At 55.5% G+C, this 15,904-nt stretch carries 12 protein-coding genes and 3 pseudogenes; 7 read left to right on the top strand and 8 right to left on the bottom strand.

What is annotated here, in order from left to right:
* Window positions 1–85: 85 nt before the first annotated feature.
* Entirely contained in the window at window positions 86–244 is a 159-nt protein-coding gene (locus COMA1_RS21960) for a PIN domain-containing protein (RefSeq protein ID WP_342672677.1), read from the bottom strand.
* Window positions 244–495, bottom strand: coding sequence for an antitoxin (locus COMA1_RS05880; protein ID WP_090745107.1), 252 nt, complete (start codon window positions 493–495; stop codon window positions 244–246). The genes COMA1_RS21960 and COMA1_RS05880 overlap by 1 nt, the downstream gene beginning before the upstream one ends.
* 453 nt (window positions 496–948) lie before the next feature.
* Between COMA1_RS05880 and COMA1_RS21515 the strand changes: the two are divergent.
* Window positions 949–1,909 (top strand): annotated as a pseudogene (locus tag COMA1_RS21515) (IS30 family transposase).
* Window positions 1,910–2,323: 414 nt separating this feature from the next.
* Here COMA1_RS21515 and COMA1_RS05865 read toward each other — a convergent pair.
* Window positions 2,324–3,751, bottom strand: a complete 1,428-nt coding sequence (locus COMA1_RS05865; protein WP_141654233.1) for an Ig-like domain-containing protein — start codon at window positions 3,749–3,751, stop codon at window positions 2,324–2,326.
* 480 nt (window positions 3,752–4,231) lie between these two features.
* On the opposite strand from COMA1_RS05865, the pseudogene COMA1_RS05860 reads away from it, so the two are divergent.
* Together COMA1_RS05860 and COMA1_RS21955 are read left to right on the top strand one after the other, a co-directional pair.
* Window positions 4,232–5,128: pseudogene (locus COMA1_RS05860) on the top strand (IS5 family transposase).
* Between the two features lie 486 nt (window positions 5,129–5,614).
* Window positions 5,615–5,833 (top strand): annotated as a pseudogene (locus COMA1_RS21955) (hypothetical protein); the annotation flags it as partial.
* A gap of 38 nt (window positions 5,834–5,871) precedes the next feature.
* On the opposite strand, the gene COMA1_RS05845 reads toward COMA1_RS21955, so the two are convergent.
* On the bottom strand, window positions 5,872–6,078 hold the full coding sequence (locus tag COMA1_RS05845; RefSeq protein ID WP_090745094.1) for a hypothetical protein: 207 nt from the start codon (window positions 6,076–6,078) through the stop codon (window positions 5,872–5,874).
* 76 nt (window positions 6,079–6,154) lie between these two features.
* The gene (locus COMA1_RS05840; RefSeq protein ID WP_090745091.1) at window positions 6,155–7,612 is read right to left on the bottom strand and encodes a class I SAM-dependent methyltransferase; all 1,458 of its coding nucleotides are present in this window, start codon (window positions 7,610–7,612) and stop codon (window positions 6,155–6,157) included.
* Between the two features lie 145 nt (window positions 7,613–7,757).
* On the opposite strand from COMA1_RS05840, the gene COMA1_RS05835 reads away from it, so the two are divergent.
* The 4 genes from COMA1_RS05835 to COMA1_RS05820 all read left to right on the top strand — a co-directional run bounded on the left by COMA1_RS05835 (window position 7,758) and on the right by COMA1_RS05820 (window position 11,354).
* Window positions 7,758–8,321 (top strand): hypothetical protein, encoded by a 564-nt coding sequence (locus tag COMA1_RS05835; RefSeq protein WP_090745088.1) that lies wholly within the window; start codon window positions 7,758–7,760, stop codon window positions 8,319–8,321.
* Window positions 8,322–8,441: 120 nt separating this feature from the next.
* Entirely contained in the window at window positions 8,442–9,251 is an 810-nt protein-coding gene (locus tag COMA1_RS05830; RefSeq protein WP_090745085.1) for a glycosyltransferase family 2 protein, read from the top strand.
* Window positions 9,241–9,531, top strand: a complete 291-nt coding sequence (locus tag COMA1_RS05825) for a lipid-A-disaccharide synthase N-terminal domain-containing protein (RefSeq protein ID WP_090745081.1) — start codon at window positions 9,241–9,243, stop codon at window positions 9,529–9,531. Before COMA1_RS05830 ends, COMA1_RS05825 begins: the two co-directional genes overlap by 11 nt.
* Window positions 9,532–9,593: 62 nt before the next feature.
* Window positions 9,594–11,354: an ArnT family glycosyltransferase gene (locus COMA1_RS05820; protein ID WP_090745078.1), complete on the top strand. Its 1,761-nt coding sequence runs from the start codon at window positions 9,594–9,596 to the stop codon at window positions 11,352–11,354.
* A gap of 58 nt (window positions 11,355–11,412) precedes the next feature.
* On the opposite strand, the gene COMA1_RS05815 is transcribed toward COMA1_RS05820, so the two are convergent.
* From COMA1_RS05815 to COMA1_RS05805, 3 genes are all read right to left on the bottom strand, one after another.
* The gene (locus tag COMA1_RS05815) at window positions 11,413–12,438 is read right to left on the bottom strand and encodes a phosphatase PAP2 family protein (protein WP_176697880.1); all 1,026 of its coding nucleotides are present in this window, start codon (window positions 12,436–12,438) and stop codon (window positions 11,413–11,415) included.
* Between the two features lie 140 nt (window positions 12,439–12,578).
* Window positions 12,579–13,703: a TolB family protein gene (locus COMA1_RS05810; RefSeq protein WP_090745072.1), complete on the bottom strand. Its 1,125-nt coding sequence runs from the start codon at window positions 13,701–13,703 to the stop codon at window positions 12,579–12,581.
* Entirely contained in the window at window positions 13,690–15,897 is a 2,208-nt protein-coding gene (locus COMA1_RS05805; protein ID WP_090745069.1) for a M1 family metallopeptidase, read from the bottom strand. Before COMA1_RS05805 ends, COMA1_RS05810 begins: the two co-directional genes overlap by 14 nt.
* Window positions 15,898–15,904 lie beyond the last annotated feature (7 nt).

Genomic DNA, 15,904 nt, shown 5'->3' with positions numbered 1-15,904 from the left:
TAATCAGTATGCTTTTGGGGGACAGGCACATTGAGAATCGACTTGGATTTCACAATGCACGATACAAGACCCGACCCCAGTTCATTCATGCAAGCGCGTGACGACTCTTGGTCACTCCATAAGCCAATTCAGCAGCTGTGACACTGGAAATACCGATATCTCCGACCGGATGAGAGAGAAAACGTTCAAGGATGGTGGGAGTTTGTTGTTTGATGAGGTGAATACAGATGTTGGTATCCAGCATCACCTTCGTGCGAAGGAAGAGTTTTGCTTCTGGACCGGCAGTTGCTGCCTCCCCCTTTCCATGAAGTCGTCGGTAAACAGGGCAAGGCTGTCCAGAAGCAGCTGCCACGTCCGCGCCTTCGGACGAATGACGAGCGTATTACCCCTCCGTTCAATCTCGACTTCGTCACCCTCCAGCTGAAATTCTCGGGGGATTCTCACGGCCTGACTGTTACCGCTCATAAAGAGCTTCGTCTTTTTTCGCGTCGCCATTGCAAGCCCCCTTCGACATGGCAGTGTATATGCATCACGATATACGTGGACACGACCTCTGTCAACGGAGCGGCCACGTGAAGGCGAGTCGCGCAAACTGACCTACGCTGTCATGGTCAGCAAACCAAATTTACGGCGGTCAGTCAGCTGGGCTCGATCACCGATTTCGTTGAGGACACCGATGAAGCGCGTCGCCAATGCAGAAGGCTTCTAGGCTTAAGACTCGCAAGTGAGTCAAGCGGCATTGAGCACCACGACTATCTTCCATCAATCCGCTCCGCATCGTATAGCATTGATGTTTGGAGGCTAGAAAAGGTATCCGACCCTGAAACTTCAAACTTCTCCCGATGAATTCTAATTTGAAGTGCAACGCAGGTCGCGACGAAGAGATTTGGGTGGTGCGGTTCGATAGAGTGGGGCAGACATTTCACCTCCAGCAACGAGGAGTCTGCCATGCCCTATCAGCACCTCACCTTGGAAGAACGGTCAATGATGGCCCCGATGCGAATGCTTGGCTGGTCTATTCGGTCCATTGCAGCCCAGCTCGGGCGAGCGCCGAGTACCATCAGCCGGGAACTGCGACGGAACGGTGATGGAAGTGGAGCCTATGCTGGGTACTGGGCCCATTGCGATGCGCAGCGCCGTCGCCGTAACATTCGGCGGTCACATCTGACGAGTGGTATGCTGGCAACTTATGTCCAAGAGAAGCTGCAGTGCCGCTGGTCGCCCGAACAGATTGCTCACCGTGTGCGGGTTGACTATCCCCACGCCACTCAGATGCGGATCAGCCATCAAACGATCTATACATGGTTGGCAGCTGATCACCGCACGGGAGGATCTTGGTCGCGGTACCTCCGCCACCATTGTCGGCGTCGGAAACGCTACGGGAGTGGGACGCGTGTCTCTCGCCGAGCGACCGGCCATTGCACAACGCCGAGGACGCCTGGGAGATTGGGAAGGGGATCTCGTGGTCGGTCGAGGCCAGCGCGGCTTCGTGGCTACGCACGTGGACCGGCGCAGTCGCTTTCTTCTGGCGGCCAAGGTGTCACGCCGGACTGCTACAGAGGTCACGGTGGCCACGCGGAAACTTCTGCACCCGCTTCCAGCGCATGTACGGCGGACCCTCACCGTGGATAACGGGAGTGAATGGGCGTCGTTTCGCTGTCTTCAACGGACCCTGGGGCTCCAGGTGTACTTTGCCGCTCCCTATGCGGCATGGGAACGTGGGACGAATGAGAACACCAACGGCTTATTACGCGATTATTTCCCGAAACAGACGGATTTCTCCACGATCACGGCACACCGACTTGCGTCGGTCGTGGAGGAATTGAATAATCGACCCCGGAAATGCCTCGCCTATCGGACCCCAGCCGAAGTCTTTGCGCGGGCCGCAGGTGTTGCACTTCAACCTTGAATTCAAGCCACCCTCTCAAACCATCGCTCCCGCAGACACAGTGTTGGGCCAATCTCGGGGACCTTGCAATGAGCGGATCAATAGATCCGCGCGCGAAAACCGTTGAATAGCGAAAGTCTGGCTAGAGGCATCAGACAGGCTCGAAATGACTTGGTTCCCAACATTGGAATTGAAAGTCCCTGTCTGCCCAACCACTTGAAAATCGCAGAGCGCACTCGGGGGCAGCCTTGGCTCCAGCATCTCAACGTCGACGGTGCTCAGGTGCCTTCTCGGGGAATAGTCCATTCCACGCACTGCCTTCTTTTCAAAGAATCGTTTGAATCACTTCATGGAGGCCTCCCCGTTCGTTTGCGTTCAGAATACTATGAGGGAGAGGAGGCCTGAATAGCCCCCCCTCCCCAATGATACACGCGTCTACGGCTTGTTGAGGATAACCACCACGTCTTCGCCGACGATGGGTGTCCCATCCAACAAATTACCGGTGAGATGCAGCACCAGCACTTGGCCATTGCTGAGAGCGCCTGCGCCACCCAGCGCGTTGATCACGGCCTGCTTGTTAAACTTCACGGTGAGATCTGGGAAGCCATCAGCCCCCCCGGTGTTGCAATCCGTCGCGTTCTTTTTACCGATGAAGGGTATAAAGGGTGTTGCCACATCCTCAATGGAGGATCGTATCGCTGGAACCCCTTCGAGTCTGACTGTAGCCACATTGATTTTGGTCACATCAAAGGTAACGGTACCCAGGATCGCGGCTGGGATCACGGTCCTCTCACCACCACCCGGCTCTTTCGCATTGAGCGGATTACGGCAGGATGTGGGATGAATATCGAACGGCACCTCTACCGATGGGGGAGCTATCCACGTCTTAGTCGCAGTTGCCGTCTGTGACTGGCCTACAACTGTTGCCATGGCAGTGATGGTATCATTGCCAACCGTGTTCCCCGTATAGGTAAAGGTACACTGGCCATTGGCAACAGTTACACAGGTGCCGTTGGCTGTATTGGCTCCGGTCACGGCGAAGCTTACCGTGACACCAGAAACTGGAGATGTCACTCCACCAGTCGTTTGGCTGACGGCGATCGTAACCGTGTGGGAGGTCCCGACGATGTTGGTGCCTGTCGCAGGGGTGAGCACGAACCCTGGGACAACCACATTAGCGCCGCCAATGGCAGCTACTAACCCCCCGGCGGCAGGATATGTGGCCAAGATATTTAGAAAACTCGGGAAGGTTACATAGTTATCATGCCAGCAGCAAATGTCTAGGGCATCGGAAATACCGACAGCCGTACCAGCAGCCGTTGGGGTGATATCAGATGCATCGAGGGACCCGCAGGTTACCGCCCCTCCTAGATAGCCATAGGGAGTGGTTAAGGCACAGCTTGAAAATCCCAGAAGGCCGCCACCACTGTTGATATGCGCAGCAATGTCACCCGCTCTGGCAGTCAGCAAGTTGTTATCGGCTTCCGTCATCCCGCCAAAGGTGTTCAGATAGTCGCTAGCAATCCCGATCATCTTATAGGAAGTGAAATCCTGTGTGGCGATAGCCGGACCGCTCACAAACGTCACGGTCTGCCCAACCCCGGCTCCCAGCGCCTGCCACCATGGCTGGACCTGGATATTGTCTCCACCGATGACGAGGATGCCCGTGGCACCAGGTTTGGTAACCTGACTCAAAATGCTCGTCGCCACGCTTTGATAGACGCTGATGGGACCATGGCCTCCAACGCCACCATCCTCGGCGTCAATGCCCATTAGTACAACCGGACCTCCTGCGTTGGCTACTGCAGGGATCACCCACGTTAGCGACAGAAGAAACGCGACGATCAGTGTTAGCTTCTTCATCAGTCTTTGCCCTCCGTTGTTCTTAGTTATCTCAACACATTGAGACCAAGGTCACACATTCCATGCTTGAAAGAACCTCCTTCCCATCAACCATGGTTTGCATTTCGACTCAACATGCACACTGCACTGTCTTAATACAGCTTCCTGCATAACGAACAGTGAAACGCTTACCGGGCTTGACGAGCAAATTACGTACCGGAGCGTTAACCCACTCAGCCATATCACTTCTCAAGTAATTTACATCGGCCAGGATGCGTGGATTGCGCCAACCCCACTCGCTGCCACCAGCTGTATCTGTTCCGATCCAGAATCTAAAAGGATACCCTGCGCGGAAAAACTAAAACTTATGCACTCGCAAATCTCCTCTGTAGGTTTTGGTGTGGCACACAACTGCTTTAGCAGCGCACCCTAGGGAAGGTCTGATTATTCCCCGTCGGTGATGGGCTAAGAGGAAGGCCGCACTGAACAGGAGACACGCGCATGCACCAACAGACCTTTGCCGAAGTCCCATTCGAACAATATCGCAAGCTCTCTCGCCGCGAGCAGTTTCTCAACGAGATGAATCGCGTGGTGCCGTGGGCGGAATTGATGACGGGCATCGAGCCGGTGTACCCCAAGACCGACGGCCCTGGGCGTCCGCTGGCGGCGGATCGATCGCATGCTGCGGCTGCAGTATCTACAACAGCGCTTCCACCTGTCCGATCCGGCCGTCGAAGAGGCGCTGTACGACTCGCGCGCCACGCGACAGTTTGTAGGGATTGATCTGGGCCGCGAGTCCGTGCCCGATGAAACCACGATCTGCAAGATTCGGCATCTACTGGAGGCTCACCAGATCGGCGAACAACCTTTTGCGCGGATTGGGCTATATCTGGCGGCCCACGGACTGAAGGTCAGCCGCAGGACGATTGTCGATGCCACCAGCATTGCCGCCCCGCGTTCCACGAAGAATCGTCAGAAGAAGCGGGATCCGGAGATGCATCGGACGAAGCTGATTCATTCCGTCGCCACCACGGCTGCCCATGGGCATGACCGTCAGGTGTTGCCCAAGTACTGCATGGGCAAGAGACGCGGGTGTGGGGTGACTCGGCCTACAGTGGGCAGCGGTAGGTGATTCGACAGCACGCACCCAAAGCCAAGAGTTTCGTGCAACCCAAAGCGCATAGGCATCGACCACTGAGTGAGGCGGCGCGGGCAAGAAACCGCACGAAGTCAACAGTGCGGGCGAACGTGGAGCATGCGTTCTTGGTGATCAAGCGGATCTTCGGGTGGGCCAAAGTACGATATCGTGGGTTAGCGAAAAATACGCACTGGCTCCAGATCAGCTACGGGTTGGCGAATTTGTACGTGGCGCGGCAGCGGCTCATAGCAGAAGCGTAGGGAACGTTGGGCAGGAAACTGGCCCCAGGCCATCAGGCGGTACCCTCCCCCCTATGCACGAGCCCTCAGATGAGTGGATGTCTGCTGAATTTGACCTAGGAATAAACCGAGACAACAAATTTCTAAATGGAACCGTGAATTAATCAGGGGGGGGGCACGAATCAAGACGTTCTCCGCCTATTTCGAGTGGGATCCTGAGACCCACCTGTATGTGAGGGTCATCCCAGATGTGCCGGGCACCCATAGCAAAAGACACACTCTTGATGAACTTCACGGAAATTTGAAGGAAGTGCGCATGCTCTGCCTTGAGGAGTATCCGGACAATCTGGACGAATTACCTCGATTTGTTGGCTTGCAGCAGATTGACGTCGCTGTATGACAAGACTCAAGGCGGTGGATGCCAAGACAATGGAGCGCATCTTGCTCGCGCTCGGCTTCCATGCCGTTCGGTAGAAAGGCAGTCACGTCTTCTATCGGCATCCCGACGGCCGAACTACGACGGTACCTCATCACCCCGGTCGAGATCTTGTTCGGCACTTATCCGAGAGGTTCTCCGTGAGATCGAGCTACGCCCCGATCAATTTTACGCAGTGCTGGGTACGCTCTAGACCACTCACGTCACCCGCTTCCATCACTCTGCTTCGGCAACGCTTTGAGGCACTTGCTGACCCCAAGTGGATGTTGCAGCGGTTAGTGCAGTACTGATCCAGAAGGTGAACCCAGGACAGTCCGACAGGCGGAGACTACCCGCCTGTTGATCGTACAGCCGCGGGTTCTTCTGATGGGTGGGAGCCCGGCTTGTCGAGGAAGGTTAAGAGGCCGATCAACAACACCCCCGAGATCAGCCATGCACAGCCTATGGCCCATCTTCTTTGGGCAAAGGATAACATCCCCATGAGAAACACCACGGTTCCCACGAGCCCGGCTATGCCTGTACCGAAGGAGCTCATCGCCTTCTCCTTATGTGCTTCGCATTCTGGATCCATCAACACTCAGAATGCAACCCGTTTGAACCGGCGTTGCCCGTTACCGACAAGCGAAGTGGCAATATTCAATCGGGCTGGGAGGGGCGCTCATGGCCATTGCGATCGTATCGGGATCATACCCAATATCTTCGAGATCCCTCTGCGCGCGCGCAAGTTCCTCTTCAGTCACATAGGCCACGGTGTCCGGGATACCGGTCTCTTTTAACGAACGCAGAAGCGCCCCAAGAGTCTCCCGCTCTTCCGGTGGAATATTCGTGCCGAGCGGAAATGCGAGCCGACGACGATAGGGGCTTTCGAATGTCTCATCCAGTGCTCGAATGGTCTTCAGAACCAAACGGTCCTGCTCCCAGGCTTGGAGTTTCGGCCCAGCGGACGGATGGGTGGCTAAGAGATCCATCAGGGTGATGACATTCGTGTTCAACGATCGCCCCACAAATTCCCGTTGGGCCTCCAGGGTTGTCTGCTTGAAGCCTAGGTGTTTGGCCACAGCCTCGACCAACGTAAAGTTGATCATAAAGCTATATTGTCCGCCGAATTGGCCGTAGCAGGGCTTCTCAGGATCGTTGAGCACTTTAAGATCGCCCGTCCCGGCATCGAAGACGCTGAGCCCGACCGCGTCAGGAGCCAATAATCGCTTGGCCTCCTTCAGCGTCGCAAAGGCGCCAAGATTCACCGGCACCAATACTTCCGGATCAATGGCGTGGAGAAACTCCACGATCGTCTTTCGGTATGGCACATCCTTCCACTCGATCTTCCGATACTCTTTCTCCCACACGAGCTCATCCAAAAACGGCGGGAACGTCTTGAGCGCCTCGAGATCCTTCTCCTGAAACGCCCGGACAAACCCAGACCAATCCTGGATCTTGGCATGGAGAAACTCACTCAAGTTGGGGCGGATATACTCTTCCTCGATGTCTCCACCATGTTTCGCCAACAATTTTGTGGGCAGATCGTTCCACAACTCATTGCAGAAGATGCGGTCCACGCTCCCCTCAGCCAGACCCGCCACATGCTCAATTGAACCGCAATGACTATCCACGCGATCCCGGTGGGTCGCTAAATCCGGATGGGCCAACGCGCCATCCAACACCGGCTGCTCCCAATCAACCATGACATACCGCACGCGGGGGTAGGTCGTCCCCTGCTTGTCCAGCACTTTGAGATGGGTCAAGAAGCAGGCAGCCAGATTGCCATTGCCGGGACCGAGCTCAAGAATCGTAAGGGGTGAAGAGTGAAGGGTGAGGCGCGACTCCGACGCATTCTCGCGTGACGCCTGACGCCCGACACCTGACGCTTTCTCACGTTTTGTGACCTGCTCGTGGTAGTCAGCTGCCAACGCATGGGCCAGTCTGAAGTCTGCGGAGGCGAAGGTCTGATAGTAGGATCGGAGTTGGTCACCGCGCAACCCATAAAACACCTGGTTGAGATGGGTCTGCCACTGGTCGAGTGGCTTGTATTCGCCAATTAGCTGTGGAAGGGCATCAGCATCTTGCAACATAGCGTTCCATCACCATTCATGCCTATTGTCGGGATATCGGACAAACGATGGGCGAAATCCTAACAGATGGTTCGAAAATGTCGCAATGGGTCGCCGGCCCCCCGTTTCCTTGACAGCACAGCCGCGACGGGTGTAGCAGACAGACATGCTGATGAAACGATCACCCGTAGCCCGCTTGGGGATGGTGGCCGCCGTCCTATGGAGCACGGTGGTGACGGGCGAAGAACTCCCCCTCACAGAAAATGTGCCGATCTCCGAGTTTCAAAACCGCACCGAAGATATAAAGACCTATGATTTTGATGCTCCCCCACAGGGCTTGTTTCGTTCGATTACCTTGGCGGATGATTTTGAGGAGCGGTTGGGTTTCCAGCGTACCCATGAGATCGTGCCGATCCACCCCACGGAACGGTTCTCTCCGGATACGACTGCAATTGTCATCGTCTTTACCCTGCATCAACACTATCAGGCCTTCACGGTGTTTGGCCGTTGCACACCAGAACAGGTGCCAGGGCTTTCTCCGGAAACGCTGGTGAGCGAGGATGCCATGCGCATCGCCTTAGAGGATGAAAGCGGTTACCTCCGATTGCCCCCACCCAGCGGAGGCTGGAAGCCCGGTCGATACAAAATTGAGATCCATACCGGTGAGCAAATCAACGAGATGAGTCTAATGGGCACCATGCGCTTTACCGTCGTGTCTGCCGGCAAGTAATCTCTCTCCTGTCCTGTCACAACCCTGCACCATTATTCTCAAGCGTTTGACCCCCTTTCCCCCTTCCGCTAGAATGCCGAGTCTGATTAAATAATCGTGTCCTCCGGTTTTTGCACACTTATGACCTCACCATCCCCTTGGGCCTCTGTCATCATCCCGATCAAGGATGAACGGGAGAACTTGTCTCCTCTTATTACCAGCCTATTGAAGGTGATGGATTCGTACGAGCCGTCACACTCCCGTCCTTTCGAGATTATTTTCGTGGACGATGGAAGCAGCGACGGCAGCAGTGAAGAGTTGGACCGCTTAGCCGCCCAGCACCAGCAAGTCCGTGTCTTTCATTTTGATCGCAACTACGGCAAAACCTGTGCGCTGGAGGCAGGCTTTCTCCAATCTTCAGGCGAACTCATCATCCAGATCGACGGCGATCTCCAGCAGGATAGTGAGGACATCCTGAAGCTCCTGCCGCATACGACCACCCATGATGTGGTGTGTGGATGGCGGCAACAACGTCAGGATGGGCTCGTGAAAAAATTCTCATCGCTGATCGCCAATCGATTCCGAAACTATTTCACGCACGACGGGGTCCACGATACGGGATGCCCGCTCAAGGTGTTTCGGCGCCAGGTGCTGGAACGAATCCGGCTGTTTGAGGGCATGCATCGATTCTTCCCGGCTCTCGCGTTGATGTACGGATTCACCGTCACCGAAGTCCCCGTTCGTCACTATCCCCGAATCCATGGTGTGTCGAAATATGGCATGGGTAATCGTCTCTTCAAATCGCTGTATGACCTGATTGCTGTACGGTGGATGCAGAACCGCGTCATCCAGTACAAATTTCGTAACCAGCAACCGAACCCCACGAGACTGAAGACACTCCTGCAAGAACAGACCATGAGCATCTCCCTCCAAGCGCCTCATGACCACTGAAGCCATCTGGGTGGGGATCGGTTTCTTCGGCCAAGCCCTGTTTTTTGGTCGCTGGGTGGTGCAATGGCTCGCCTCAGAACGGAAGGCCGAAAGCCGCGTCCCGGTTTCTTTTTGGTATATGAGTCTGATCGGAGGACTGATCACCCTCGCGTACGCCATCTACCGTCAAGATCCGGTCTTCATCTCTGGACAAGGCGTTGGGACGTTCGTGTATGTTCGGAATCTGATCCTCATTCACCGGGCAGACCAAACCAAAAGCCTATCGACACCGCAAACATGATCACCTAGGGAGCTGTAGCTGGTTGCCGCCTGCCATCGCCTATTTCGACTAGCCATCTGACCATGGATCGATCTTCACCTCAACCCATCCCGCTGCTGCTCCTATTCCTTCTGTCCGGCCTGCTCTTTTTTATTGGCCTCGGCAGCATGGGGTTGACCGATCGCGATGAAGGCCGCAATGCCGAAGCGGGCCGCGAGATGTTCGCGTCCGGTGATCTCGTCACCCCCACTTTCAATGGAGAGCTCCGGGTCGCCAAGCCGGTCTTCGTCTATTGGCTCATGACCGCGTCCTACCACGTCTTTGGGGTCAATGAGTTCGCCGCCAGATTCCCATCCGCGCTGTTCGGAGTCGCCCTGATCGTCATGCACTATCTATTTCTGACCAGGCTACGCGGGCCAACCGTCGGGCTCTATGGCGCCCTCATGTTGCTGCTGAACATCGAGATCTTGGCCCTCGGACGTATGGCTATTACCGATAGCGTCTTGATCTTTTTCACCACGCTGTCGCTCTATAGTTTTTGGCTTGGCCTTCATGAACCGGGGTCCGGTCGGCACTGGATCTGGGGATTTTATGTGGGGATGGCCTTGGCCACCTTGACGAAGGGGCCGGTAGGATTTGCCGTTCCATTGATTACGGCACTCCTCTACCTTCTTGCTACAAGACGGTGGCAGCTCTTTTGGGACCGCGGCGCTCCCCTGGCCGGCACTTTGCTTTTTGTTATCCTAGCCGGTCCTTGGTACACAGCCATGTTCCTGATCCATGGGGATGCCTATTCGACGGAAGCCAAGGTCCACACTGTGGGCCGATTTCTCGCCCCCATGGAGGGACATGGGGTGGGCTGGTGGTTCTACTTTCCTGTGTTACTGCTTGGGTTTTATCCCTGGAGTAGCTTCCTGCCTTCCGGACTCTATCGAGCCTACATCAGCTGGCGCGCATTCCGCACAGAGCAGAGCCAGTCCCCAACACCTTCCACGTCAAGAGCACCTGACGATTCTCACGATGAACTGGACTGGTTTATGGGGATTTGGATTGTTGGGGTGTTCATCTTCTTCAGCCTCTCGTCCACTCGATTGCCCCATTATATCGGCCCGTTATTCCCAGCCTGTGCAATCCTCGCAGCCTCCTATTGGACACAGGGATTACAGGATCCGTCGACCAAGGGGTTACGAGCCTCCATCCATTTTTTGATGGGTATCGGGTATCTCCTCGCGATTGGGTTTGCCAGCGCGCCGGCCTTATTCTCAAGATTTTCCGGGAAGATGCTGAAGGAGTTCCCACTCGCCGCCCAGTTCGACCTTGGTCCTGGCCCCTACGTGGGCGCGACGATCGTCGTCGTCGCCATGGGGTTGGTCGGCTATTTCGGACTGAACGACGAGAAACGAGGACTTGCATTCGGCGCGGCTGGGGGCGCACTGGCGAGCGTCTTCCTCGTTGCCATCCTCACCATCGTTCCCGGACTCAACCGCTATGCCATTGCACCACCGCAAGAGCTGGCCTACGCAGCAGGGTTGAACCTCGACCCCAAGGATCAACTCATCGCATTTGGCACTTTGCGCCCCTCCTTTGCCTTCTACGCACGACGCACCGTGAGCTTCATTCCGCACAATGAACTCGACCGCTTGCGTACCACTCTCGGCAAGGGCGGCCGCATCATGATCCTCTTACCGGAATACCTTCAAGAGACCTTGCCACAAGAAGCATCGGGGTTTCAGCCCATCCTCAAGCGATATGGCTTTCTCCTGCTCAGCAATCAGTCGGTCGTCACTGCACCTCACGAAAACGATACCGGTTCTCCTCAACCATCCAAGACCTTGAGCCACTAGCTTTCCGCACAATTTCTGCTGAGGCATGGCCCGTGAGGACTAGCACAGGATGGGAGGATTACTGAAACGGCAGGATTCCTCGCGCAGTCACAAGCAGCACCAAGGCAAGGCAAAGACTCCCGAAGATGGCGACTTCCCGAAGAGAAAGCCATGTGGCATCCCGCACCTCCCGTTCGTAACGGCGCGTGCGATCCCGAAACCAGGTCGCCGCACCGACACAGCCCACAGACGCGACCACGAGTGGTGATGTCGTCATTGCCGCAATCCCAATGGCCATAAGGGGGATGGAGGCTGTGGCCAACCATGAATTTTGAGCGGAATATTCACCTCTCAACCAATTGTCTTTTCTGCCCCACAGCCCTCCGGCAACGAAGATGAGTCCCAGCGTCACATATGCGAGGCCGGCCATTCCCTCTTCCATCCGGTGAGACAAGGTCCACAGCACACCGAACACACCTACGGCGGCGATTGTGGCATAGTGGAATCCCTCCAGCAATGAGGTGCGCCATTGCTTCAACGGGGCCGCCGCGACAAACCCGCAGAGGATCCCAATGATAGCCCCTCCCACCACATCGGTTGGAAAATGTGATCCCCGTAGCACACGGCTGATCCCGACAAACAAGGCGATCCCCAGGCATAGTGGGCTTATGCTGGGAAAACGTTTCGCCAGGACCGTTGCGACGGCGAAACTCGCCGTACTATGACCGGAGGGAAAGGAGTCGAGTCCAGAGACCAAGGAGAGGCTCATCTGCCAGTCGCCCGAGTGCACAAACTTCGGGCGAGGTCTGCCGATGAGATGCTTCAATCCATTGGCCAACAACGCCGCAATTCCATGGGCGATCAACGTCTGAAGCGCCACGGTGGTGATATTTGGCTTTTTGATGGCCCATGCGATGGCGAGGAGCACGATGCTGACGAAGGCCAGACGCCACCCTTGGCCGATCCAGTCTCCCATGTTGCTGGTGAACGCCATCCAGGGAACGGTCAGCTGATCCCCGGGGAGATGACTCGTCACTGAACGGACGTACTTAGTGATCGGCAGATCAAAGTGGGCCAAGCCGAACAGGCTGATGCCCACTGCCATGCAGGAACAACCAACGTGGGTGAGCACTGCAGCCGTAGAACTGGATGGTTGCGACGGGACACTCATCGAGCTGCAATTTGAACTGACGGGCCTGAAATGCTGAGCCCCCCTACCACTCACTTATTACGGATCACCGCGGCTTATGGAACCCAATCAGCTAAAAATACGTTGAACTCACCTGGTGTCGTCGCATTCCGATCGGAGACCCAGACGAGTCGTTTACCATCCGGGGAAAACATCGGGAAGCTATTGAAGTGCCCTTCGGTGGTGAGACGCTCGGCTCCAGTGCCATCATCACGGACAAGATAGAGATGAAAACTGGGACGACCGCCTTCTCCTCTCGTTTCAAGGTTGGAGGAAAAGATGATGCGCTTCCCATCCGGATGGAAGTAGGGGGAAAAATTCGACGCACCGTTCGATGTGACCTGCTGCTTGTGTGAGCCATCGGCATTGATCACAAATATTTCCAGTTGCCCCGGTTCAATCAGCCGCTGGGCTAACAGGTCTTGGTATTTCGCGACCTCGGCTGGATCACTTGGATGGGCTGCGCGATAGACAATTCTTCTGCTGTCCGGAGAAAAGAATGCGCCACCATCGTATCCCACATCATTGGTCAGCCGTTTCGCGTTGGTCCCGTCTAGATTCATCGTATAGAGATCAAGATCCCCATCCTTGATTGACGTCCACACAATGGTTTTCCCATCGGGTGAGATGGTCGCCTCCGCGTCATATCCCGAGGAAGAGGTCAATCGCTGCATCTGCTGCCCATCAAGTCGGACGGAATAGATATCGTAGTCGTCGAGTGCCCAGCGATAGGCGCCGTCTCGCTTCGGCTTGGGTGGGCATTCACTCCCAGCGGCATGCGTTGAGGAATAGAGCACTCGCCGATCACCCGGAAAAAAATATCCGCAGGTCGTCGCCCCCTTGCCAGTGCTGACGAGGCGAACTGTGTCACTCTCCAAGTCCAGCACGTACATCTGATAACACCCGAGGCCACTTTCACTCGGTTTACGCGTGGTGGCTTGCGAATCCTTCAACCAATTGTTAGTCGATTGAAAGATGAGCTTCGTCCCGTCAAAGGAGAAATAGGCTTCGGCATTTTGCCGTCCGACCGTCAACTGCCGAATGTTGGCCAGATGCCGCTCGCTGGAACGAATCTGAGGACTCGAGCCCGGAGACTGATCCCCTGCCAGTGCGAATGACGAGGACCCCATCACGGCACAGATGCCCCAGACACACCATCGTTCGATACTACGACGTCGCATCAACCCGTACCTCCTTCATATCCGGTGTTCCATGCCACATACCGCGTTTCATGACGGTCCCATCCTGGAATAGCACGTAACTATGCCACCCATAGTAGAACAGAAAGCGTGAGAGTTTCTCGACTGCGCCTGGAGTGACACCATACAGAACCGTGATGACGCTGCCTGGTACCTGTGCGCGAGGACAGGAGAAGAGAACGGCCATCTTTGGTCCTTCATACAATTGGCCATCAATCTGGAAACCAGTCTCTCGGAGATCAACGTCCCCTCCACACGACTCTCGCACGAGCTTGGACACAGACTGGGGATGACCCGCGCCACTCAGGACCAGAACCGATCCTTCTTGAGAAAGCGTGGACTCCTCCGACACGATGGCCGTCGCACGTTTGGATTCCGGCAGTTCGTGATCGGCAAGACGCGAGACGATCTGTTCCAACGGAGAGGCAGGATCTGAGAAGGCCCGAAGGACGGTCTTGTGTGGATCCGTGACATAGCCGTTCAACATCGGCGGCAACTGATGTCTTGCTAAGCGGCGAAACGTCATCAGGTCAGGGTCGATCTCCACCCGCAACGGCTGATCAGGAAGAACAAAATCCGCAACACTCGCTTGTGAGAGACTAAGTCTGATCGACCTGCTCTCGGTCGATTCCTTCATAATGATGCGGATGGGGACCGTTACCCGAAAGGGCCCCTCACTCTGCTGAATCTGGACCGTCAACTGCCATGCTTCTTTACTCGTATCTCCGTTCACTCGACGAGCACGGACATCCCCCAATGAGATAACCGGCGCGCCGGACTGCTCGATCCATTGCCCGAAAAACCATCGTAGAGGTCGCCCACTCTCTCGAGAAAATACCCTTTCGATGGCTACCCAATCCGCCGGCTGATTGCGATATTCACTGACGAATGTCTTGAGGCCTCGCCAGAAGGACTCTTCCCCTATCTCTTGACGGAGCAGATGAAACACAAACGCGGACTTTTGGTACCCGATGGCATTATCCTTCTCGTCATGTTTTCTTACAAATTGCGAGACCGCATAGTCGTCTTCTGGCTTGACGTAAAGATTGTAGCTCTGCAGCATTAAGCGACGCTGCTCCAATGCTTGCCGATCGTCATGCACCAATTCATGCCAGTAATAATTCGCCAGATACGTAGTCAACCCTTCGACCCAATTCCCAGAATCATCCTTATTAAACAAGGAGTTTCCAATCCAGGAATGCACGATTTCGTGGCCTAAGGCATAGGGCTGTACATAGTGCCGCTTGATGCTACCGCTGCCAAGGAGGGTGAAGGTAGGCATTCCAAGACCGCTGGCGAAAAAATTTTCCACCACGGCAAATGCGTCAAAGGGATAGTCTCCCAAGACCTTGGTATAGGCATCAAGATACTGCCCGGTTGCGTCCAGATACTCATCAGCTAGCGCCGCATTGTCTGGGAAAAAATATGTCCGGAGGTCGATCCGCTGCCCGGTGCTACTGTGCCAGACTCGTGACTTCGTCACAAAGTGATTGGCCACCAGGGTGAAGGCTTCCGATCGGTCCGGCACAACCCACGTTGAAGAAACCTTTCCCGCAATCGTCACCTCGCCTTCCTTCCGTCCAGACGCAACGGCTGTCCATCCCTGTGGAACGTGAGCGACCATGTGATAGGTTCCAAATGAGCCGGGAAGATCGGGGTACCATTGGCTTTCCCCGCTCAAGTACACCCCTTCCTCTCCGATATGTCCCGCCGTTTCACTCGGCGTAACGAATCGCAAATGACGTGGTTCCTTTGGTGGATCGTTGATGGCACCTCGGTAAACCCAGGTCAGTGTCATCTTCCGGCTATAATCCCGTGGTAGGGTCACGACGACCTGGTGACCGGACGCCTCTCTGGAACTCATCCTGGTAAATGGTACGGCTATCCCTGCCGCCCCTTCGCTACCTACCGCCGATGATGTTCCCATCCTGATTGAATCGATCCTCAACGTCGGTGCCAGGGTAAACGTAAGCGATGGATGGTTCGGCTCAATCTCCAATTCGATCTGATCGGTTGCTGTAATTTCATGTGTGCCTGGGGTCAACTCGACGGAGAGATGATGATGAAGGAGTGGACTCTCTTGACCGGCTGAGGAGACCGCAGCCCATGCTTCAACGGCACCGGCCAAGAACAGCATGATGAGGTAGAGGGGGAACGCTTGTGTCCTGATGTACATCAGGAAG

The organism is Candidatus Nitrospira nitrosa (assembly GCF_001458735.1).
In the GTDB taxonomy this organism is placed as follows: domain Bacteria; phylum Nitrospirota; class Nitrospiria; order Nitrospirales; family Nitrospiraceae; genus Nitrospira_D; species Nitrospira_D nitrosa.
This window is presented reverse-complemented; position numbering and strand designations above follow the sequence as displayed.